Source organism: Lacrimispora xylanolytica (assembly GCF_026723765.1).
Classification (GTDB): domain Bacteria; phylum Bacillota; class Clostridia; order Lachnospirales; family Lachnospiraceae; genus Lacrimispora; species Lacrimispora xylanolytica.
The window spans coordinates 873,772-895,000 of the sequence record NZ_CP113524.1 but is presented as its reverse complement, the minus strand read 5'-3'; the positions used below and the strand labels follow the sequence as shown (position 1 = coordinate 895,000).

The following is a 21,229-nucleotide window of genomic DNA, read 5'->3' as shown; positions in this document are numbered from 1 at the left end:
AGCTGTGAGATGACATCTGCATGCGCATCTTCATCAACTCTATTAGATAGAGGTAGTTTGTTTTATTAGCCAGTAGTGAATTTCCATCTGCTTCAGAAGATTGTCCGGTGAGGGACGTCAAAGTCTGGAACAGTTTATTGATTTCTGCCATTCCTTGAGGGGAATAGGAATTATAATTGGAAGTTGTTTGATTCACATAATTATCTGAGGATTTTGAGTTGCTGGAAAAATATAAGGAACCGGTCTTTAAGGATTCATCATTCCCCATAAAGCCTATTACCTTTTTTACATATTCCTGAGTTTCTTTAAAAGGCGGTATCCCTCCGTATTTCTTTACATTATTACCACCTGCATTGTAAGCTGCCAAAGTTAGTTCTACGTTACCGTTGAACCGCTCCAAATGTTCTTTTAAATATTTGGCGCCTCCCATGATATTACTTTTGGCATCATAAGGATTCGATACTCCCAAGGATTTGGCTGTTGCAGGCATCAACTGCATGATACCTGCTGCTCCCTTTTTTGAAGTTGCGGATGGGTTGAAATTAGATTCTACCTTGGCAACTGCCTTTAAAAGCTTTTCAGGCACTCCATATTTGTTTGCAGCTTCTTTAAAAATTTCCTCAAGATTCTGAGGGACGTTTACAATTGATTTTAATACGTTTTTAAATTCACTTCCGGATTTGGATGCTGTATTGTTTGTACGTCCTATCCCTGCTCCTGTAAGGGCAGACAGTTTTAGCTGGTCGATTGTTGCCAAAATATATTCCTCCCGCCTTTTAAGGCAATTATGAAATCCATTTTCCAGAAGCATCCACCCAGTATTGTCCTATATTCGTGTGGTATGCCATACTTCCATCTAAATGAAAATAATACCAGATTTTCGGTTGAATTTCTACCCAGCCTGTCATCATCTCTCCACCCTGGGTGTTTAGATAATACCATTTACCATCTATCTGCTGCCAGCCAGTCATCAGCTTGCCATCAGCAGGGTTTAAATAATACCACCTTTGTCCTGACTTTAACCAGCCGGTTTGACGAGTTCCATTTCCATCGAAATAATACCAGTCGTTTAAAATCTGCTTCCAGCTGTTTCTTGGTACACCGCCGTCTTCCTGCTTATAAGTATTTCCCTTCCAAGCTCCTGTAGTATCTCCTTCGTACTCCATGATAGTATCATCAGAAGTTACATAATCTCCTTCTTTCATATACTTTCGGTCATCGGCAGTAAATCCGATTGCACGAACTTCATAGTAATAAACTGCATTCTTGTCCATAAGTTCAGATAGATCTGCTATGTTTGTCTGGACGGAAATACGTTTTTTCAGCTTATCGTCTGCATAAAGCGCTACCTGATAACCGGTGGCGAATTCAACCTTTTTCCAGACAGCTTTCGTCTTCTTGCTGTCGCTCCAGCCAGCTTTTGCGGTTTTTCCTAATTTCACTACTGGTACATAATCAACTTTAACTTCAAGAGTATTATTATCCAAAGCTTTGGCTGAAACAAATTTGGCTCCGGTCACTTTAAGCTCAGAGCGGTTATAGGATTCTGCAAAAATCATAGTATCTGAAGTCAGAATTACACTGACTCTCTCATTGGAAGCAGCTTTCCATTTACTGATATCTCTCTTCCAAAGAGTATCCTGAATGGTAACTCCTGAGGTTGTTGTTGTAATCTCAGGCATGAGAATTTCTTCATCACCGAATTGGCTCTTAAAGGTCAGATTTAAGCTGCGGATTACAATGGATTCAGCCGCTTGAACCTTTAGAGGAGGCAGAATGATCATCATAAAAGCCAGAAGGGACAATAATATAAAATACGGTTTCATTCCTTCTTTTCTTATCATTGTTCCCATACCCCCTCCTCATTGATTGAATATCCGTCCACTGTGGTCTTCACTGCCATGCTTCCATCCTGGTGAAAATATCGCCAATAGCCATCCACCTGATGCCAGCCAGTAGCCATTACTCCATCTTCACCTGTATAATATGTCTTTTCATCCCGTGTAAAAAGACCTTTCATCATAACGCCTTCAAGATTTACTGGTATGGTATTTAAGTAATACCATCTTCCGGCCTGATTAATCCAGCCTTTCTGCATCGCTCCCTGATTGCTAAAGAAATAGGTATAGCCATCGATTACCTGCCAATTAACAGCAGCGGCTCCCTGAGGTCCCTCATGGCCGTTATCGGGATAGAAATAGTACCAGACATTATTAATCTTCTGCCAGCCAGTCAACATGGCTCCATTGGCATCTAAATAATAAATATCAGAATCTAAGATGAACCAGCCGGTTACCATCTTACCATTCTGATCAAAACGATACCATACATTATCAAGTGCCATCCATGAATTGGCCTGAAGAGTGCCGTCTTTATGGCGGTATGACCAGGCGCCTGACTGTTGCTCCCAGCCACTTTTTGGCTCAGTGTTTGCTGTACCGTCTGCTTTACGGTCAGCTTCCTTGCCTGTTCCATCAGACACGTCCCGGTCTCTGATGACAAGTTCATCGGATTCTACCCAGTTACTTTTTTTGCCGTTCTTTAATTCTTCCTGCTTAAACGGTATGGAGCGGATTTTATAAGAATAGGTTCCTTCTTCTGTCATGTAAGGATAAAAATTATAGGCAGTCGCAGTTACCTGCTCCTTTTTAAAGATAATTTTCTTTCCTTGATAGAGCCATACTTCGTAGGCACCGGAGGTATTATCTCCCTTGGACCAGACTGCCAAACCAAGTCTTGTGTCCTTCCAGCCTACATCTTCAGGTTCTGCATAAAGTCCTTTGATTGCTTTGGCGCGCAGTGTAACGACTAAATCGCTTCCCTGGCGCTTTGCACTGACATAGGAACCTCCATTTACTTTAATTTTGGTGGCTTCGTAGGATGATTTAAAATAAGCATCAGACTCATTGGATGGGGTCAGAGTAACATTCATCTTGGGTTCCTCCCCAATCGTCATATCTTTTGAGGTGGATGTTACCCACGCTGCCTCTGTCACCTTATACTCCTTGCTTCCAGCTGTCACATAGCAGTCTGCACTTGTCTTATCAATCTGTATATCCGGCAGGCGGTCTCCTGCCTCAATATTAAGACCTACTTTAATGCTGACTGAATTAATCGCAGCCGTCGCCATTACTTTTTCTGGTATCAAGCACAAACAAAAGGCCGTCAATATCACCATGGCCATTGTCCGCTTCTTCATCTAATCACTCCTTTTCTTTGCTGACTCAATAAATTACAGTATATAATTCCTATCGTCATGTTTAGTACGAAACATAAGCCATCAACGGATATTACTGTTTTTTCAGCCGCTCGGAGAGAGTGAATTTTTTAATCATAGATTCCTGATGAGGAGTCATTTCCAGGAATTGGGCACCATAGCGATAGCCTATATTCTCGCCCATTTCTGACACTTCTTTCTTCCAGATAACACAGCCCTTTAGACGGACGCAGCCGTAATTGGTGTTGATCAGGAAAGAAAAAGGCTGGTTTTCCATAAGGTTTTCTTTTGACTCAAAACCTACGCCCCCAACACTGATATCTTTTATCTCTGCCTGGATATGTAAAAGAGTGCCGCTGTCTCCTGAAGTTTCTATGGTTACAGGCTGCTCTATTCTGACTTTCAATGCCTGTCGCCTTTCATTTTCGCTGACCATTTTCACTACCTTACAGGTGGCACGGTAAGCAGACTGATCCGGCAGCTTTGTCATTCCGGAAATCCTGCATTTGCAGGTCACAAGGCCCTGTTTGCCATCATAAAATTCGATCATGGTCTCACCACTGATGTTCCATATATCAGTTTCATTTATGACCAGCTCCATGACCTCCTTGTCACCATTCATGACTTCTACTTCCGCAAGCAATGAGCCTGCAAATGAATAGATGCAGGCTTTTTTACATTCCATAAACATAATTTTATTCCTCCGTTCCAGGTGATTCAATTTCCTCTGTGTTTGAATCATCGGAGTTTTCTGTCAACAATTTTTCCTTGATGTCTGGTACATAGTCTAAAAAATATAAATAAATATCTACTATTGCCTGGTATAGCTCTTCCGGAACTTTGGCCCCCAGCTCTAGCTGAGTCAGTATCGTCGCAAGAGAATTATCCTCATACACCGGGACACCGCTTTCATTGGCGGTCTCGATGATTCGTTCTGCCATATAACCCATTCCGGAAGCAACGATGACAGGGGCAGCATTTTTATTCTCATCGTATTTAATCGCAACTGCTTTTTTGTTTAATGTGTTTTTAAATTCTGACATCGACTGAATTCTTCCTTTCCTGTATTTTAGGAAATACCTCCACAGGAGAATTTGGACCTCCGCCTGCCTGAAGATACAGGTTATCAATCCGTAGTTGGTGCTGCTCCAGTATGGCTTTCATCCCTTTTTGAATTGCACCCTCTGACTTTTGCATCCGTTCCGGATAATACAGCTGGAGAGATGATGCGTCTCCGCCATAGACCAACAGCAATTTAAACTGGCCCAGCTCACGAATATCAAATTTCACGAAAATTCTGGCTACTCGTTTTATACCTGCTTGTGTGCTGCTGCCTTGTTCATCTGGATCAATCCACATTTCTGTGAATAGCTTCTTGCCATTGATGTTAAAGGGAAATGCCAGATGCAGCAGAGGCATATATACACTTTCATTGAGTATCATGGAATTCATCATATTTAAAAAGGTCTGTTTATTTTCAAGTCCGGTTCCTCCGCTTACTCCTGTGCGCAGAAAATCCAGAAACTTTTCGGACCACTCATTTTTACCCGCAGCCTGATCCATATCCACCTGATCGAGAAGACTGCTGAACTGTTCCATGGTCACGGTACCAAAATATTTGCGGAAGCCCTGATATCCGGTCAGTCTTTGAAATGCCTGTAAAACATCTTCCCTGTTTCCATTTTCATATCTGGAAATCAGAACGGTCAGCAGGGATATCTTATCTCTTATTGTCCCCATATCATGATTAGCTGAGATATAACGTCCTAGGAACGGCATAATTTTGTCTTTCAGCAGGGTACTGTTTTTGGAGGTATCTCCTTCCTGAGCCAACATATCCAGCTCTTTTAACATCTCCTGGATCTGTTCTCTGGTCTGCTTATAAACATAGCTTTCCATCTCCCTTAATGTACGGAAAATGTCACCAAGAATATGCTTTCCAGATGACATGTCATTAAATTTCCGAATAAAATTTAGGACGTCTGATTTTAAATCCACAGAATTCGTATCAGCCATTACCATTCTAAGCTGATCGAATAATCCACCACTGAATTTCACATTGGATTCTGCCTGCTCTTTTAAGAACGGCAGTATGTCTTCCTCGTTCATCTGGGCAGCTTTAAAAAATGCAGCGATCCGCTCTGCAGCTTCCTGCCCCATCACTCCCCCAGTAAGCATCTCCTCTCCCTGGAAAAATATGTCGGTAAAAATCTTAGAAAGATCCGGAATATTTCGAACCATGTTGAGAAATGAGCCAAAATTCGATCTGTATTGAAATGCAAGCTGCTGCTCTCCATTTCCTCCGGCATTGGTCCGGTTATCTCCCCTTGTCACTCTGGTAGGATCTACTGGATTCTGTATCTGGGGTCCCTGACCTGCCTGGGGATTGTTTTTAATGGTTGAATTATCATAACCAGATAGCGGTGTCGTTACTTTTAAAACATCTGCCATATTATGCCTCCATCTATGTGGTAAATCATACATTTTTTTCCAAACGTTCTTCTATTTGCTATTATTTTTTAAACAACCATACCGATAAATAGATATATACTAATTAGACAAGGCGGTGTAAATATTATGGATAACGGCATGGATAATATGCTTGATATGTATCTCTTTGAAACCAATTCCCTTCTGGAGCAATTGGATGAACTCCTGATAGAAGCCGAAAAAGCAGGAGATTTTACGGTGGACGATGTAAACGAAATCTTTCGTATCATGCACACCGTCAAGGGTTCCTCTGCTATGATGGAGTTTTCTTCCCTGATGCAGATTGCCCATCACATTGAAGATTTATTCTTCTTTATTCGTGAGAATGGTTTGGATTCTCTTGACATTTCCCACAAGAGCACCCTTTTTGATTTAATGTTCCGTTCTACCGATATGCTTAGAGCAGAAGTTTCAAAGGTAGAAAACAATGAACCACTTAGTGATAATGTCGACAATCTAACTCAGGAAATTAATAGCTTCCTGAAAAAAATCAGTAAGGATAACACACAAAAGGATGCCGAAGCCAAAAGCGAGAAGGCTCCTGAGCAAAAAAAGCCCGAAGAGCCCAAAAAGGTCTCCGCCCCTGCCGTCCAGGCCGCTAATCTAGACGAAATCCGGATGGATCTGGCTGAATGCCCAGATGACAATGCTGCCTTCTTCCTCCGCCTCTTTTTTGATGAAGGCTGTGGAATGGAAAATCTAAGAGCATTTATGCTTATAAGTGCACTGAAAGAATCCGGATTAGAATTTAACTATTATCCGTCTGATATCGAAACAAACAGCCAGACCTGCGCAACCATCATTGAGAAAGGTTTCTTTTTGACCTTTGAATCTAAGAATGATGCAGAATCTGCGATTACCCAGGTAAGTAATTTAAATAATATCCGCTCTTATGAACTGATAGAAAATGTTCGTGTTAAAAATGCCGCCGCTGATGAAGCTCAGGCACCAGCTGCCGCTGCTCCTGCCGTACGAGAAAGTGCTGCTGCAAGCGCTCCTGCTGCTAATTCCGGACATCAGACACCAAATAAGCAGAATTTAATCAGTGTAAATCTGGCTAAGCTTGACAATCTTGTTGCAATTGTTGGTGAAATCGTTATCACAGAATCTATGGTGACCTCTTCTCCTGACATCCAGAATTTAAAAAATATGGATAACTTTTTAAAGGCAACCAGACAGCTTCGCAAGCTAACAGATGATCTTCAGGATATTGTTATGTCTCTGCGCATGGTGCCGGTATCCGGTGTATTCCAGAAGATGAACCGAATTGTCAGAGATATGAAGCAAAAGCTGAAAAAGGACGTTCGCCTCACTATCGTTGGCGAGAATACCGAAGTTGATAAGTCTATTGTAGACAGCATCGGCGACCCTATTATGCATATCGTTCGTAACTCCATGGATCATGGAATCGAAGAAACCGCAGAGGAACGTATTAAAGCTGGTAAGAATCCTCAGGGAGAGATTATTCTTTCCGCCAGCCATACTACCAATGAAGTTATTATTTCTATTAAAGATGATGGTCACGGAGTAGACCCTGCCGGCGTTCTTGCAAAGGCTAAAAAGAACGGCATTCTTACAAAGCCGGAAAATGAGTACACCGAAAAGGAAATCCTTGCACTTCTTCTCGCACCTGGCTTCTCTACCAACGAAGTGGTAACGGAATATTCCGGCCGTGGTGTTGGTATGGACGTCGTTAAGAAGAATGTAGAGGCAGTAGGCGGTACTGTTACTGTTACAAGTGAATTAGGAAAAGGAATGTGTACAACTTTAAAGATTCCTCTTACCATGGCAATTGTAGATGGTATGGAAATTGCTGTAGGCAAATCTGTATTTACCATTCCGATTGCTAACATCCGTCAGTCCTTTAAAGTTAAGAACGAAGACGTTATTTACGATACTGAGGGGAACGAGATCATCAAATGTATGAATCAGTTCTATCCAATTATTCGTATACATACCCTCTATAATATTAATACAGAAATCACGAATATCGAAGACGGAATCCTTGTTTGGGTAGAATCCGGTGACAAGTCCTATTGCCTGTTTGTTGATGATCTGCTTGGGGAACAGCAGGTAGTTGTAAAACCGCTTCCAGTTTATTTAAACAGCTTTAACATTAAAAATTCAGGAATCTGCGGCTGTACTATCCTGGGTGATGGTAATATCAGCATCATTTTAGACGTTTTAAATCTGTATGCTGCAGCACACAATCAATACTAATTGGAATTGGAGGAATACAAATGTCAGCAGAGAATACGCAAACTACTATGACTGGCTCTGAGGCCACGGAGCGGTACCTTACGTTCCGCACAGATAACCTGATTTTTGGAGTAAGCACAAACTATATTATAGAGATCATCACAAACCATGCAATTACTACCATGCCGATGATGCCGAATTATGTAAAGGGAATCATCAATTTAAGAGGACAGATCGTTCCTATTATTGATATCCGCTTAAGACTTGGAAAACCTGAGATTGAATATACCAACACAACCTGCGTGATCGTATTAAATGTAGATTCTGTCTTTATTGGAATCATTGTTGATGCAGTTGAGCAGGTTCTGGACATTGATTATTCTCAGATCTCTTCTGTTCCTGCTAACAACCGGGAAGAACTGGTAAGTGGTATGATATCCATGCCAGACAACAATGTTGTTCTGCTTATGGATTGTGTAACTTTAGTTAATAACTCATAAAGGACGGCCTTTCAATGTTAACACTTTCACAGCAAGACTTCACACGGCTGGTTCAGTTCGTGAAAAAAAACTATGGAATTGACTTGTCAAAAAAGATGCAGCTGATTATGGGACGGCTATCAAATACAATCATTACTATGGGCTATTCTTCTTTTACAGAATACATAGACCACGTAACCTCTTCTAAGAATCCAACTGATCTGGAAGTGATGCTGAATAAGCTTACAACAAATTATACTTATTTTATGAGGGAGGAAGCCCATTTTAATTTCTTCCGGGATACGATTCTTCCTTATCTTTTGAGTACAAAAAAGAATAAAGTTTTAAGCATATGGAGTGCTGGCTGCTCTTCTGGAGAAGAGCCATATACAATATCCATGTTGTTAAAAGAATCCCTGGGGGCGCAAGCCGCCCTCTGGGATACCAGGGTTCTTGCTACTGACATATCTCAGAATGCATTAAACGCAGCAAAGCAGGCAGTATACGATGAAGAGTCCTTAAAGAACTTATCTCCTTCCTGGAAATCCAAGTACTTTGTAAATACTGCAGAGCCGGGTATTTATTCCGTTTCTCCTGCCATTAAATCCAATGTTATTTTTCAGACCTTTAACTTAATGGACCCCATTCGGTTTCGTTTGAAATTTGATGTGATTTTTTGCAGAAATGTCATGATCTATTTTGATCAGAATACAAAAGATGGCCTGATTCAGCGTTTTTATGATGCAGCCGCACCGGGAGGCTATTTACTCATTGGTCATTCTGAGACCATTAATAAAGAAAAGACTCCGTTCAAGTATATAATGCCGGCAACCTATCGAAAAGAATAATCTGTTTAATATAAAATCTATTTACTGCTGCGATGTATCGGTAAATGGATTTTATATTACACAGATTTAAAATTAAATATCAGGAAAATGTAAAACTTACATCAGCCTGGCTGTGTCTATTACCTGCCAAGAATGGAGTAAAATATGAACGAAAAAATCCGTGTTCTTATCGTAGATGACTCCTTGCTTTTTCGCAAGGTGTTGATTGATAATCTTTCCAAAAATCCGAATATTGAAGTCATTGGCTATGCAATTGACGCTTTTGATGCTGAAAAAAAGATTCCTCTTCTGAAACCTGACGTGGTTACCGTAGATGTGGAGATGCCTCGCTTAAATGGCATTGATTTTGTAAAAAAACTGTTGCCTATTTATGCCGTACCAGTGATTTTAGTTTCTTCTCTTAACTTAAATGTATTTGAAGCCCTCTCCGCAGGAGCTGTGGATTTTGTCCGGAAGCCGGACATGACCACTGGAAATTCCTCCAGTACTTTTTTGAATACATTAATGAGTAAAATATTTATTGCCTCTCGGGCTAAGATTAAGGTACCCCAAACAGCACCTGTGGTTCCGAAACATACATTAAGCAGTGGGAGGCCATTTTCATTGAATGCTTATAATACGGTTATAGGAATTGGGGCATCTACTGGCGGAACCGAGGCAACCTTGCAGGTATTAAAAAACCTTCCCGCCGATACTCCTGGTATCGTGGTGACTCAGCATATGCCCGAAGGCTTTACTAAAATGTACGCTGACCGCTTAAATCGTCTTTGTCAGATGAGTGTAAAAGAGGCTCAGAGCGGAGATATCATAGAAAGAGGACAGGTGCTTATTGCTCCTGGTGATTTACAAATGAAGGTAGTGCGTGTAGGAAGCAGATATTCCGTAAGCTGCTACTCTGGAGAAAAGGTAAGCGGCCACCGGCCTTCTGTAGATGTTCTCTTTCAGTCTATAGCGGATACGGCTGGACCAAATTCTGTTGGTATCATTATGACTGGAATGGGACGCGATGGCGCTGATGGTCTTCTCAGTATGAAGAAAAAAGGGGCATTCACTATTGGGCAGGATGCAGAAAGCTGTGTTGTATACGGAATGCCTATGGTAGCCTATAATATTGGAGCTGTGGTCACTCAGACTTCCTGTGCTAATATTTCCAATGTATTGCTGAAACATTTATATTCACTTTAGTATAAGAAATTACTGAATCCAAAGTTAATATTTTTTTACTTATGACGATAATATAAATAGAACCTTTGGTATATAAGCTCTTAGAAAGGAGTCGTTAAATGCGTATTTCACCGAACTATTATAGTACGCTATATAATACATCCATGATACGACAAAGTCAGGATACTTCCGCAGTAACCGCTTCGGAATCCTCAAAAAACAAATATGATGAAATCACAATCCGTTCTGCATCACCGGAAGAAATAGACTCGAAGTTTGCTTCTACTCTGAAAAATCTTATGGTAAAAGAGTTAAAGCAGCCAGCTTCGGAGGAAAAACTGGATCTTTTAAAGCAGAGAATTGAGAATGGAACTTATCAGGTAGATGCCAATAAGTTGGCCGAGAAGATTCTTCTATATAAAGGAGCCTAATGAGTATGAATGAATTTATTACCGTAATCGAGGGTTTGACTGAGTTATTCCAGGAACTGATACAGATTGAACAGACAAAACTGGAAGCAGCCAAAAAAAATCGTATTACTCATGTAGAGGACTGCATGAACAAAGAACAAGCAGCGATCTTAAAGCTGAGAGGTCTTGAACGGAAACGTGAGCTCTGCCAGGAAAAGATGGGCTTTGAAGGCTGCACCTTCCAAGAGATTCTCTCTAAGACGACTGGAAGTGAACATGATATGTTAAAAAGTATGTTCAATACTCTTACTGACCATGTCCGTCTTTTCCAGGATATCAATGACAGTGCACGTACCATGATTGAAGTAAATCTTCACATGATCAATAAAGCTATTAACAATTCCCAAAATGGAACGACACCAGATAACAAACTATGGGGGGGACAAATATGACACGATCAACCTTTGCCGGTTTTACCACTGCCCGCTTGGCTATGGCTGCCAGCCAGAGATCACTTGACGTAACCGGACAGAATATAGCTAACATTAATACGGTAGGATACACCAAGCAGCAGGTGGATTTAGTCAGCCTGAATTTAAGAGGCGGGGATCTATACAGCAGCAATCCAAGTTCAAAGATTGGATATGGTGTAGAAACCACTAATGTATCTCAGATCCGTGATCCATTTCTGGATGTACAGTATAGAAACCAGATAGCAAAAGTCGGAACAGCAGATGCCCGTCAGGCTGTTTTAGATCAGCTTGGAGATATATTTGATGAGACAGATAAAAATGCTTTAAAGACAGCCCTTAGTGATTTGAGCAGCAGTTTGGACAAGCTGTCTGCCAATGCAAACAGCAGTGAGTTTGATAGCATTGTACGTTCCCGCTGCCAGGTATTAATGAATTATATTCATCAAAAAAATGCAGATTTAAAGAGCACCCGGGAAGAGACCATAAGCAGTCTCGAAAAAACCAGTTTACCAACTGTAAACAGCTTATTATCTGACATTGGTGAATTAAATGATGCAATCTGGAAAAGCCAGATGCTGGGAAATCCGGCTCTTGAGATGATGGATGAGAGAAATAATAAGCTTGATGAACTTGCTGGCTATATTCCTATCAGTGTATCATACAAAGAAGTGCAGATTTCTGACGGAGCCAAGTATAATTACCCTGTAGTTAAATTAAATGGCGCCAATGGAGTTACATATAATTTAACCGCAGGTTATCATGGAGAAAACTTCGCTTCTCTTTCTGTAGAAAGAAATAAAAATTCCCAAGGAGCCGAGGATGGAACAGTATCAATAAATCTGATACCTGCATCTGATTTTCCATCTTATGCTGATGTTTCAGCATTAAAAACAAACATTACCGATGCTTTAAAAGAAGGTACGCTTAAAGGTACGGTTGATATGTTAAACAAATCAGGAGAGCTGGATAATCCTGCAAGTGATTACAGAGGAATTGGATACTACGAGAAATCCTTTGACGCTTTTGTTCAGACCTTTGCAAAAACATTTAATGCATTGAATCAGAATACAGTTCCATATACAGGAGTTACAAGTGCTCCCTCCAAAGGTTATGCAGAACAGATGGTCGGTGATGGAACGAAAAAGGCAGAATATGCTTATAATTTTAGCAATGCAAAAGGCAACTTCTTAAAGCACGAAATAATTAATGTCAATGGCCAGAACTACACCTTTGGTGATGGAACAAACGGTACGATTCTCCTTGGAAGTACCATGGAGGAAAGTCTTAAAAATCTGGCTGCAGCATTGCCTGCAACAAGCTTTAATGTGAATGGTAATACTCTTGCTGGTAGCTGGAATTATAATGAAACCAGCAAAAAACTTACATGGTCAAGTACATCTGCTTTAGCAGTAAACGAAGTTATAACCTCAGATAGCATTAAAACCACAGCAGATAATGATATTGATAGTTTGGTTTATTCTGCCAATCCTGTGAATATTAAGAACTTTGACTTATTTAAGACATCTGACGGCAGCAATATTTTTACTGCGGGCAATATTAAATTATCAGATGACTGGATGAATGGCAGTATACATATTATCTCCTCTCACGATTCAAATGCAGGTTCAACTGCTAACGAAAACATTACGCTTATGATTAAATCGCTTACTGATAGCCGTGAGTTCAAATATGATTATTCTTATACAGATAATGCTGGAAATCCCCAGACTGGTACCATATCCTTCTATAATGGAAATTTCTCCCAGTGCTATTCTAATATGGAGAACATGCAGGGTATCGATAGCTCAGCAAATACCGCTATTCTGAATAATCATATTTCTGTATTGTCAGAGACATCTAATAACAAAGATGCTGTTTCTGGTGTATCTCTCGATGAAGAAGGCATTAACCTGATGCAGTTTCAGAGGTCTTATACAGCTGCTGCTCGTTTAATGACTACTCTTGACCAGGCACTGGATGTACTCATTAATAACACTGGTATGGTTGGCCGATAGGAGGAACTGAAATGAGAATTACTACTAACGCAATTTTAAGAAATTATAAAAATAATCTTTCTACAACAATAAATACGTTAAATAGCTCAAGAACAAAGGTAATGACTCAGCGCAGCTTTAATTCTGTGGCTGAAAATCCAGGTGCTGCGGCAAGAGCTTCCCAGCTCCATCGTAAATATTATAGTAATCAGGATAACTTAAGCATGCTAAGCGACGTTCAATCCAGACAGGATGGTCAGGAAGATGCCATGAGACAGATCAATGATATGCTAAAGACCATTAATAAAGACTACGGCATTCAGGCCATGAATGGTACCAATCAGACCAAAGAAGTCAGAGAGGGTTATGCCTCAGCTTTACGGGAATTTCAAAAAACAATGGTACTAAGTCTTAACTCTTCCTATGAAGATACCTTTTTATTTGCAGGCTCTGATGGAAAAAATCCACCTTTTACCTTGACCGATGACGGTACTCTGACTTATCGCGGCTATAATGTGAATGCGGCTGATGGTACCGCAGATAAAAGTGCGTTGGACACACTTTCCACAGAAAAACTCTATGTTGATTTGGGTATGGGACTATCTCTTGATGAAAACAACAAGGTTGTTCCCTCCAGTGCCTTTAATATGTCCCTGCCAGGTATCAATGCCGTTGGATATGGGAAAGACAGTGAAGGAATGAGCAATAATGTAATTGTATTAACAGGACAGATGGCTGATTTATTAAGTGCAGAGACCTTCGACGCTCAGGCTTATCAAAAATTATCAGCCAAATTTGAGGACGTGAGTAGCGGAATCTTAAACCAAATTACAGAACTGGGCGTTAAATCAGAGTTCCTGACTACAACAAAAGATCGTCTGGAGAATACAGATATTTCTCTACAGGAACAGATGGAGAATGTAGAAGGAATAGATATGGCAAAAGCAATTACGGATTATATGTGGAATCAATACGCATACAATGCTGCGCTGAAAGTAGGTACTTCTATCCTGTCACCATCGTTTATTGATTTCATGAAATAGTCTTGATTGGGGGTGTAATTCTATGGAACCGTTATTAAAAATAACCACCATACCTATTAAGTATGAACTTACGATTACAAAAGCCCGGTTAGAATATTCAAATTCAAAGGCTGAAATGGTGGCTTCCAGAGAAAGAGGCGGCTTTGAGATGGAAAGCCGCCCCATTAAAGTAAAATTAGATACTTACAATGCTCGAAATTCCGTTTGTCCTACTACAATGGAAAGCGTTCGCCGATCCGCCCAGGAGGGCAGACAGGCCGCTCAAGAAGCTACCGCAGCCTATGCAGAGGAGAGTGCAATGTTGTTAGACCCAAATATTTCGAATGCTCTAGATATCATTAATCAGCAGCGTGCTCAAGTACCAACCGGAGACTTTGGCTTAACTTTCCTGCCTACCACAGGTCCGGAAATAGAATGGTCCAATCCTGATTTAAATATGCAGTATCAGATGGATCGACTTAATTTTGACTTTAGAATCGCAAATGGTGACTTTGAGTTTATCCCTGGTGATGTTTCTATCTCCATTACCCAAATGCCAGATGTAGAAATTGAATATACTGGCGGACCTATGTATGTTCCACCCAGTGCTGCAGATTTTTTTAATCACTCTCCAGTAGATGTGCTAGCATAATTTAATCCCGGAGGTTTCTATGGAAATCAAAACACAATATTTTGGTACCATTTCTTGTTCAGAGAAAGAGTTCATCCATTTTTCTGATGGACTATTTGGCTTTGCTGATTTAAAATATTACGTACCTTTAGCTTTTGAGGATAACAGTGATGCCCTTATCTCTCTTCAATCTGTAGAAGATGCCTCCATCTCTTTTATACTCATGAATCCCTTTCAGCTTTATGCAGAATATATGCCTGTATTATCAGATGAGGATAAAAAGCTATTAGATGTCTCTTATAATGAAGACAACATTTCATACTATGTTATCTGTGTCATACATGAATCTATGGAAAATAGTACAGTAAATTTAAAATGTCCTATCGCAGTAAATACAGATACCAGAGAAGCTCGTCAGGTTATTTTAGATAACGTACTTTATAAATTTCGCCATCCAGTGAAAGATTTCGTAAAAAAGGAGAATTAACATGCTTATCCTTCAAAGAAAAAAAGGTCAGGAACTTAAGATTGGCGATAACATCTGTATCACTGTTCTGGATATGGGGAATGACTGGGTAAAACTTGCTATTGATGCCCCTAGAGATGTGTCTATACTACGTTCAGAATTGATTGAAGCTGCTTCTGCAAATAAGGAAGCTGCAGCCGTCTCTCTGAGCCCAGGATCAATATCTAAAATAAATGAATTATTAAAAATAAAAAAAGACAGCGGAGACAACTGAAATTATTTCAGTTCCTCCGCTTCTTCTTTAATATCTTCTTCTGTATCACTGTTTTTAACTGTTATCTCTTCTGAAGCAGTTGTCTCTATATCACTATTCTTCTCTTTAGATCCCCTAAGCTTTTTATATACGAACCTGACAATTGATATATTTTGAATGAACTCCTTAAGTTTATTCACAGGCTTCAAGAAATACGTTTCAAAAAATCTATGATAAAATAATCGTGACCCGTACCTGGCCAGCCTGAATATCCAAAATAAAGGCAGTAAAGCTCCAGCTTTCTCTAATTCAGGATAAATAGTCTCCATATACTCTCTATCTGGAAATGTCCATTCTAATAGTTTTTGAAATTGTTCAGCTCTTCGATTACGAGCATAACAGTCTGCTACTGTTTTAATAAGCGGAAGAAATTGAGAGCTGATTTCTCTCCCTTCCTCTCCTTTTGATAAGATATAAGATTCCATGGCATCATAAACTTCCGTAAAGTCTGCACCGGCTCCAGCTCCAAACCATCGAAGTACCAAATACTCCATTTTTTCAGCAAAGACTTCGATCTTTAACTTTTTTAACCGTTCATAAATATATTTCCAGGAGAACTCTTCCGCATAACGTTTATAAAAAAACCAGAAATCTATAATCTGGTTCATGCTGATTTCGCCTTTAGCATAGTGATCTGTCAATCTACACATATAAAAGAGATATTGGTCATTAGGATTCATCTCTTTGACATACTTGTATCCCTCTTTGCAGGGTATCCCATGTAACATCATCTTATAGAACTTTCGCATGGGTCTGCTTAAAAAAACAGTATAATTATAGAAAAACACTTTGATACCTGGTATCCGGTAATAGAGATAGCCATCTTCATCCTGTGGTCTTTCTACAAAATCCCGGATTCGCAATTTATTTGCGATTATTTCTGTACCTTTTTTATCAGAACCAATTTCAATATATTCCTGGCAGCACATTTCTTCAATGGGATAGCTTTTAACATTCTCCAAATAATCTATAAAAAAACAGTTAACTTTCTCCCGCTCCAATAATGATCTAAGCTGCTTTTCCACCTTTCTTAATCGATCTGTGCGGTGGACTGCTTCTAAATATTTTTCAAAAAAACGATTGCGTACAGATTGAGGGATTATCTCATCTAATCCCAAAATTCCGTAATGAATAATATGAGCAACGTGGTGAAAATCCGCAAGCCGAAACATCTTTTCCCAGTCCGGCTGGCGCATTGGCTCAGGTGTTGTCTTTTGATTCATAACAGAAGATAGTATGGTTATTAAGTATCGTTCCTCGTATCCTTTTCTCATTACACACTTCCATCCTTTATTGCGAAGGTACAAACCTTATCAGCAAATCATGTATCAATCTATCTCAATATTATATTCATGATCACAAGATCTTGATGATTGCACTCTTTTGTTTATTCAAGCTAAAAACATCTATTGTTACGCACAGAAGGTTACATCTTACACTTATATATCGGTTTTTATATAAATATCTTAACTTTAGTATGGAAATGTACGATAGATATTGTATACTTGGATATAAATTTCTGATAGAAAAGGTGAATTCAGTGAATGGATTTTATAATATCATGCTTAAAACACTTCTCTTAACTACCATACCATTATCAACATCATTTTCTCTTAATACACAAAGTGCAGAACTGCCAAAGCCAATTAGCATTACTCAGGAATTGATAGGTAATGGCTTTGAAGAAGCAGAGATTCCGCAAGAGGGTAAATATGATGTAATGCTTGATAGCGTGGCCGGACCTCTTACGTACTATAATCAAGGTGATTCCAGATGGGGAAATTATCTTTGGGGCGGAAAAGATTCCTTATCGATCTATGGTTGCGGCCCTACCATTATGGCAATGCTGATTACCAGCCTGACTGGAAATCAGGTGCTTCCGGCAGATGCAGCAAACTGGGCAGCCTCTAATAGGTGCTGGGCCCCAGGAGATGGCTCCTACCATTGTTTGATACCGCACGCTTCTTCTGCATTTGGAATAGAAGCAGCCCCAATTAGGGATTATTCGGTGAATGGCATTCAGGAGGCTCTTAATTCTGGCCATCTGGTGGTGGCATTAGTTGGTAGAGGGCACTTTACGCAACGCGGGCATTTTCTAATTATAACCCGCATGACGGAGGACGGAAAGGTAAGAATTGCTGATCCAAACAGCTATGGAAATACTTCCATAGACTGGGATCCCGGAATTATCTTAAAGGAGCTGAACCATCGTGCCTCTAATGGAGGCCCTCTATGGGCGATCGGTCTTCCCGATGTTTCAGGGTAATGTTTGATAGTAGGAATCTTTTCCTGCCAGACGTATGCTGATATGGCGGTCCAGTTCTATGGTCCGCTTAAGCAGCATTCGTATACTGCTGCCCTTTTCTGCCAGCTTCCTGATGAATGGATGATCAGGTATATTCTCTTGCTCTCCATTCATCCATCTGGCAATCTGATCCGCTTCACCAGGCGCCATATAAGACAACAGGTGTATTATATTTCTCTCATTGATATCAGCTTTATCCATCTCATCCTGACGCATTCCAAGCAATATCTGAACTGATGTCCTGTCGTTTCTGGACAATGCATCTCCAATATCCCTTGTAATTCGTTCTATTTCAGAAATACATTGATATTTCTTTTGCATCTCTTTTAATATTTCCATCAGCATCCCATCTTCCATATCTGCCTCCTGAATACTCGTCTTATTTATAAATGGCTGGAGAGGATAACCTCTCCAGCCTTATTTAACTGCTTAGTCGCTGAGCTTCTTTAAATGCATCCCGTAAATCAACAATCAAAGGACGTACCTCTGCAATGACCTGTCGATTTCTTCCTGCTTTAATTCTACTGAATTCAAAAAGGAAAAAATCGTAATGTCGTTTTAACTCTCCACTAATCTCATAATTGAAATTTAAAGTGTTTTTTAGATAAATTACAATATCAATTGACCGCTGAATGGATTGTTCAAAAGATTCATAGTCCTTTTTCTCTAAAGCCAGATCCGCTCTTGTCAAACGCTTTAACAATTCGTCAAATAAAAGATTCAGCATCTCCCCCGGCGTCATAGTATTAACTGACTGCTCTTTATATTGCTGGTATCCATTCATATTCATTATTTACACCGCCATTCCTAACCACCGAATGAACTGAGCCAACTGCTTTGGGAGTTCATCTGAGATACTACATTTTCCAGGTTTGTGAACTGCTTCACATATCGGTCTGTCTCTGCTTTTAACTGAGCTTGAAGATTTTTGATATAAGCATCAATGCTATCAACAGACTTCTGCAAAGAATTTGATAAAACGCTTGTTGGTGCATAAGTAGAACCAGCTTTTTCAATTAATATACCTTTGGTAGCACCTGTAGTAGAAGCATATTTATTGGTTACATTAGTGAGCTTAGCCATGAAGCCATCAGTTTCTCCTGTGGAAGTATCAGCTTTTTTAGTAAACAATTTTCTTAAATCTTCCGGGTTTTTCTCAAGAGCGGCTCGGAACTTGGTTTCATCTAATACCAGTTTACCTTTATCACTATAATCGGCGCTTGTACTAATACCAAAAGAGCTTAGCAAGGCCTTATCATCTGATCCCGCGTCAAAAATGAAACGGAGACTATCAGACAAGGATCTAAGATCTGAATCGTTAAAAAGAATTCCCGCCTTTGCCTTCTCTTCCCATTTTTTAATCTGATCCTCTGACATGCTCTCTTTTTGCTCATCAGTCAAAGGGGAATAATCACGATTAGGTTTTGTGCTTACCTGATCATTAACTAATTGAACAATTTCATTAAAATCTTTTATCATATCAGTAATTGTTGAGACAATCTGATCACTGTTTGCCTTAGCACTTAACGTAACTGGATCTGAGCTTGTATCTAAAGTTTCGTCACTCTTATAACCAAACGTTCCGCTTACGGTAATATTAAGTCCTTCCAAATTAAAGGTATTACTACCACGAACCAATTCTTGCGTTTCACCTTTTCCATACTTTACTGCGATAACCGCATCTATACCTTCTTTTGAATTAAACGCCGCATCATCACCAAAAAGAGTCAATGCATCATCGCTGAATTCGATTTTACCTGAGGCTCCTTCTACTGTGGATTGGAATGTAAACTTATCTGAGCTTGATAAATAACTAACTTTTACACCTGCATTAGAAGAGTTGATTTTTTGCATTATTTCGTTCATGGAGCTATTGTATGTTAATCCTGTTATTGATACATTATTGATTTTTAAATTTAATGGGCCGTCTCCTGTAACACCTGACATGCTCAATAGCCCCGACTCTTTTAATGGAGAATTTAAATTCAATCGATTGGATTTATCTGCTGAATCACCTAATGCACCATGGATTCCCAAAACCCCTTTATCTGCATATGCAATAGATAGCACAGAAGTTTCATCCTTATCTGTAGTTCCGGCAATTAAAGTATTAAATACTAATTTGTCTCCATCTGCTTTTACATCAATTCTACCTGATCCAAACTGCTGCGCCAACTTATTCTTTAAATCAGCTGCTAACTCATCAATATTTGAATTATTTCCCATTTTAATGGATTTTGTAACTCCATTGTATGTAAAACTAATATTTTTGTCTCCGGTTCTCTCTATGAAAGTTTTAGGTGTAGTAAGAGTTTGCCCATTAGCCTTAACTGCATTTGAAAATCCACCAGATCCTATTATTCGATCTGTTACGGGCATATCTTTAAAATCTTTAAAGCCAAGCGCATCTAGTGCCAAAGTACTTCCTGAATCCATTTGTAAAGTATTACCAGCAGTATCTTTTGATTTCATATTTACCCTTGCAGTACCTGAGGAAGTGTCAGAGTATACGTCTATTACATCAGCTAAAGTTTTTCCATTACCAATAGATACCTTCTTTAGAGAGCGATTCATAGACTCTACTGCCTTTTCTGTATCAGAGTAATCAAATATATATCCGTCACTGTCTTTTCCAGACTGTAGTGTTACGCTATATGTCTTACTTCCATACTCAAAGGTCAGATATTCTCCTTCTAAATTGCTGACATCTACCGTTCCAAAATCAATGGATCCAGTACTAAGAGTATTGTTGCTAACAGAGTCTTTGGAAACCTTATACGCATCCTGTGCCATACGCTTTACTCCCACAATGGATAAGGAATCTGAGATAGCAGAACTTCCTGTAACGCTTACGTATTTACTGTTAGCACCACTTGTAGTAATATCGCTTTTTGACCAAAAGCTTGCACTGGATAGATTGGTTGCAGAATTTGTATAGGAAGTATACTTTTTGGCGAATTGCACTAATTTGGAACTCACAGACTGATATGCCTCCTGCTTCCAGAGTAACGTCTGCCTGCTCTTATTTTGTTTGGCTATCTTAGCTCTGGTGGACGCTGTCATTCCTTCAATCAGAGTATCTCTGTCCAGTCCGCTGGCAAGACCGCCATAACCACGAATGGATGATGCTGCGCTGGTTTTATTTGTCGTTGATACTGATGCCATACATAAACTCCTTTCTTATATCCACATCCGATTTTCGTCAAAAATCGGTTTTT

The 21,229-nt window shown here is 39.7% G+C and carries 22 protein-coding genes (1 of these 22 cut by a window edge); 12 read left to right on the top strand and 10 right to left on the bottom strand.

Annotated elements, in window-relative coordinates; genetic code table 11:
- From OW255_RS20835 to OW255_RS04295, 6 genes are all read right to left on the bottom strand, one after another.
- Nucleotides 1-757 carry the 5' portion of a lytic transglycosylase domain-containing protein gene (locus OW255_RS20835; RefSeq protein ID WP_326498144.1) on the bottom strand. 47 nt of this gene lie to the left of the window's left edge, so only the first 757 of its 804 coding nucleotides appear in the window; it begins with the start codon at nt 755-757; the stop codon falls past the left edge of the window.
- A 28-nt stretch (nt 758-785) separates the two neighbouring features.
- Complete coding sequence (locus OW255_RS04315; RefSeq protein ID WP_268115739.1) at nt 786-1,853, bottom strand: N-acetylmuramoyl-L-alanine amidase family protein; 1,068 nt, start codon at nt 1,851-1,853, stop codon at nt 786-788.
- Complete coding sequence (locus OW255_RS04310) at nt 1,841-3,199, bottom strand: N-acetylmuramoyl-L-alanine amidase family protein (RefSeq protein WP_268115738.1); 1,359 nt, start codon at nt 3,197-3,199, stop codon at nt 1,841-1,843. Before OW255_RS04310 ends, OW255_RS04315 begins: the two co-directional genes overlap by 13 nt.
- 91 nt (nt 3,200-3,290) lie before the next feature.
- The gene (locus OW255_RS04305; RefSeq protein WP_268115737.1) at nt 3,291-3,908 is read right to left on the bottom strand and encodes a PilZ domain-containing protein; all 618 of its coding nucleotides are present in this window, start codon (nt 3,906-3,908) and stop codon (nt 3,291-3,293) included.
- A 4-nt stretch (nt 3,909-3,912) separates the two neighbouring features.
- Nucleotides 3,913-4,260, bottom strand: coding sequence for an EscU/YscU/HrcU family type III secretion system export apparatus switch protein (locus OW255_RS04300; RefSeq protein WP_024837128.1), 348 nt, complete (start codon nt 4,258-4,260; stop codon nt 3,913-3,915).
- Nucleotides 4,247-5,668, bottom strand: a complete 1,422-nt coding sequence (locus OW255_RS04295) for a hypothetical protein (protein WP_268115736.1) — start codon at nt 5,666-5,668, stop codon at nt 4,247-4,249. Before OW255_RS04295 ends, OW255_RS04300 begins: the two co-directional genes overlap by 14 nt.
- A gap of 126 nt (nt 5,669-5,794) precedes the next feature.
- On the opposite strand from OW255_RS04295, the gene OW255_RS04290 reads away from it, so the two are divergent.
- The 11 genes from OW255_RS04290 (at nt 5,795) to OW255_RS04240 (ending at nt 15,667) form a co-directional block, all read left to right on the top strand.
- On the top strand, nt 5,795-7,927 hold the full coding sequence (locus OW255_RS04290) for a chemotaxis protein CheA (protein WP_024837130.1): 2,133 nt from the start codon (nt 5,795-5,797) through the stop codon (nt 7,925-7,927).
- Nucleotides 7,928-7,947: 20 nt separating this feature from the next.
- Entirely contained in the window at nt 7,948-8,406 is a 459-nt protein-coding gene (locus OW255_RS04285; RefSeq protein ID WP_024837131.1) for a chemotaxis protein CheW, read from the top strand.
- Nucleotides 8,407-8,420: 14 nt separating this feature from the next.
- On the top strand, nt 8,421-9,233 hold the full coding sequence (locus OW255_RS04280; RefSeq protein WP_268115734.1) for a CheR family methyltransferase: 813 nt from the start codon (nt 8,421-8,423) through the stop codon (nt 9,231-9,233).
- A 144-nt stretch (nt 9,234-9,377) separates the two neighbouring features.
- On the top strand, nt 9,378-10,418 hold the full coding sequence (locus OW255_RS04275) for a protein-glutamate methylesterase/protein-glutamine glutaminase (protein ID WP_024837133.1): 1,041 nt from the start codon (nt 9,378-9,380) through the stop codon (nt 10,416-10,418).
- A gap of 98 nt (nt 10,419-10,516) precedes the next feature.
- A complete protein-coding gene (locus OW255_RS04270) occupies nt 10,517-10,828 on the top strand; it encodes a flagellar biosynthesis anti-sigma factor FlgM (RefSeq protein ID WP_024837134.1) in 312 nt (103 codons plus the stop codon).
- Nucleotides 10,829-10,833: 5 nt separating this feature from the next.
- Nucleotides 10,834-11,259 carry a flagellar protein FlgN gene (locus tag OW255_RS04265; protein ID WP_024837135.1) on the top strand — a complete coding sequence of 142 codons (426 nt, stop codon included), beginning with the start codon at nt 10,834-10,836 and terminating at the stop codon, nt 11,257-11,259.
- On the top strand, nt 11,256-13,295 hold the full coding sequence (locus OW255_RS04260) for a flagellar hook-associated protein FlgK (protein ID WP_268115733.1): 2,040 nt from the start codon (nt 11,256-11,258) through the stop codon (nt 13,293-13,295). Before OW255_RS04265 ends, OW255_RS04260 begins: the two co-directional genes overlap by 4 nt.
- Nucleotides 13,296-13,306: 11 nt before the next feature.
- A complete protein-coding gene (locus OW255_RS04255; RefSeq protein WP_268115732.1) occupies nt 13,307-14,317 on the top strand; it encodes a flagellin N-terminal helical domain-containing protein in 1,011 nt (336 codons plus the stop codon).
- A 22-nt stretch (nt 14,318-14,339) separates the two neighbouring features.
- A complete protein-coding gene (locus tag OW255_RS04250) occupies nt 14,340-14,948 on the top strand; it encodes a DUF6470 family protein (RefSeq protein WP_024837138.1) in 609 nt (202 codons plus the stop codon).
- A 19-nt stretch (nt 14,949-14,967) separates the two neighbouring features.
- Nucleotides 14,968-15,414: a flagellar assembly protein FliW gene (fliW, locus tag OW255_RS04245; protein ID WP_024837139.1), complete on the top strand. Its 447-nt coding sequence runs from the start codon at nt 14,968-14,970 to the stop codon at nt 15,412-15,414.
- Nucleotide 15,415: 1 nt separating this feature from the next.
- The gene (locus OW255_RS04240) at nt 15,416-15,667 is read left to right on the top strand and encodes a carbon storage regulator (protein WP_024837140.1); all 252 of its coding nucleotides are present in this window, start codon (nt 15,416-15,418) and stop codon (nt 15,665-15,667) included.
- Nucleotides 15,668-15,669: 2 nt separating this feature from the next.
- Here OW255_RS04240 and OW255_RS04235 read toward each other — a convergent pair whose 3' ends face one another.
- A complete protein-coding gene (locus OW255_RS04235) occupies nt 15,670-16,980 on the bottom strand; it encodes a nucleotidyltransferase family protein (RefSeq protein WP_268115730.1) in 1,311 nt (436 codons plus the stop codon).
- Between the two features lie 266 nt (nt 16,981-17,246).
- Here OW255_RS04235 and OW255_RS04230 point away from each other — a divergent pair, with 266 nt between their 5' ends.
- The gene (locus tag OW255_RS04230) at nt 17,247-17,972 is read left to right on the top strand and encodes a C39 family peptidase (protein ID WP_268115729.1); all 726 of its coding nucleotides are present in this window, start codon (nt 17,247-17,249) and stop codon (nt 17,970-17,972) included.
- Here OW255_RS04230 and OW255_RS04225 read toward each other — a convergent pair.
- The 3 genes from OW255_RS04225 to fliD form a co-directional block, all read right to left on the bottom strand.
- Complete coding sequence (locus tag OW255_RS04225; protein ID WP_268115728.1) at nt 17,964-18,368, bottom strand: hypothetical protein; 405 nt, start codon at nt 18,366-18,368, stop codon at nt 17,964-17,966. The genes OW255_RS04230 and OW255_RS04225 overlap by 9 nt on opposite strands.
- Nucleotides 18,369-18,432: 64 nt before the next feature.
- The gene (gene fliS / locus OW255_RS04220; protein WP_268115727.1) at nt 18,433-18,801 is read right to left on the bottom strand and encodes a flagellar export chaperone FliS; all 369 of its coding nucleotides are present in this window, start codon (nt 18,799-18,801) and stop codon (nt 18,433-18,435) included.
- A gap of 17 nt (nt 18,802-18,818) precedes the next feature.
- Nucleotides 18,819-21,176 (bottom strand): flagellar filament capping protein FliD, encoded by a 2,358-nt coding sequence (gene fliD, locus OW255_RS04215; protein ID WP_268115726.1) that lies wholly within the window; start codon nt 21,174-21,176, stop codon nt 18,819-18,821.
- Between the last annotated feature and the right edge of the window lie 53 nt (nt 21,177-21,229).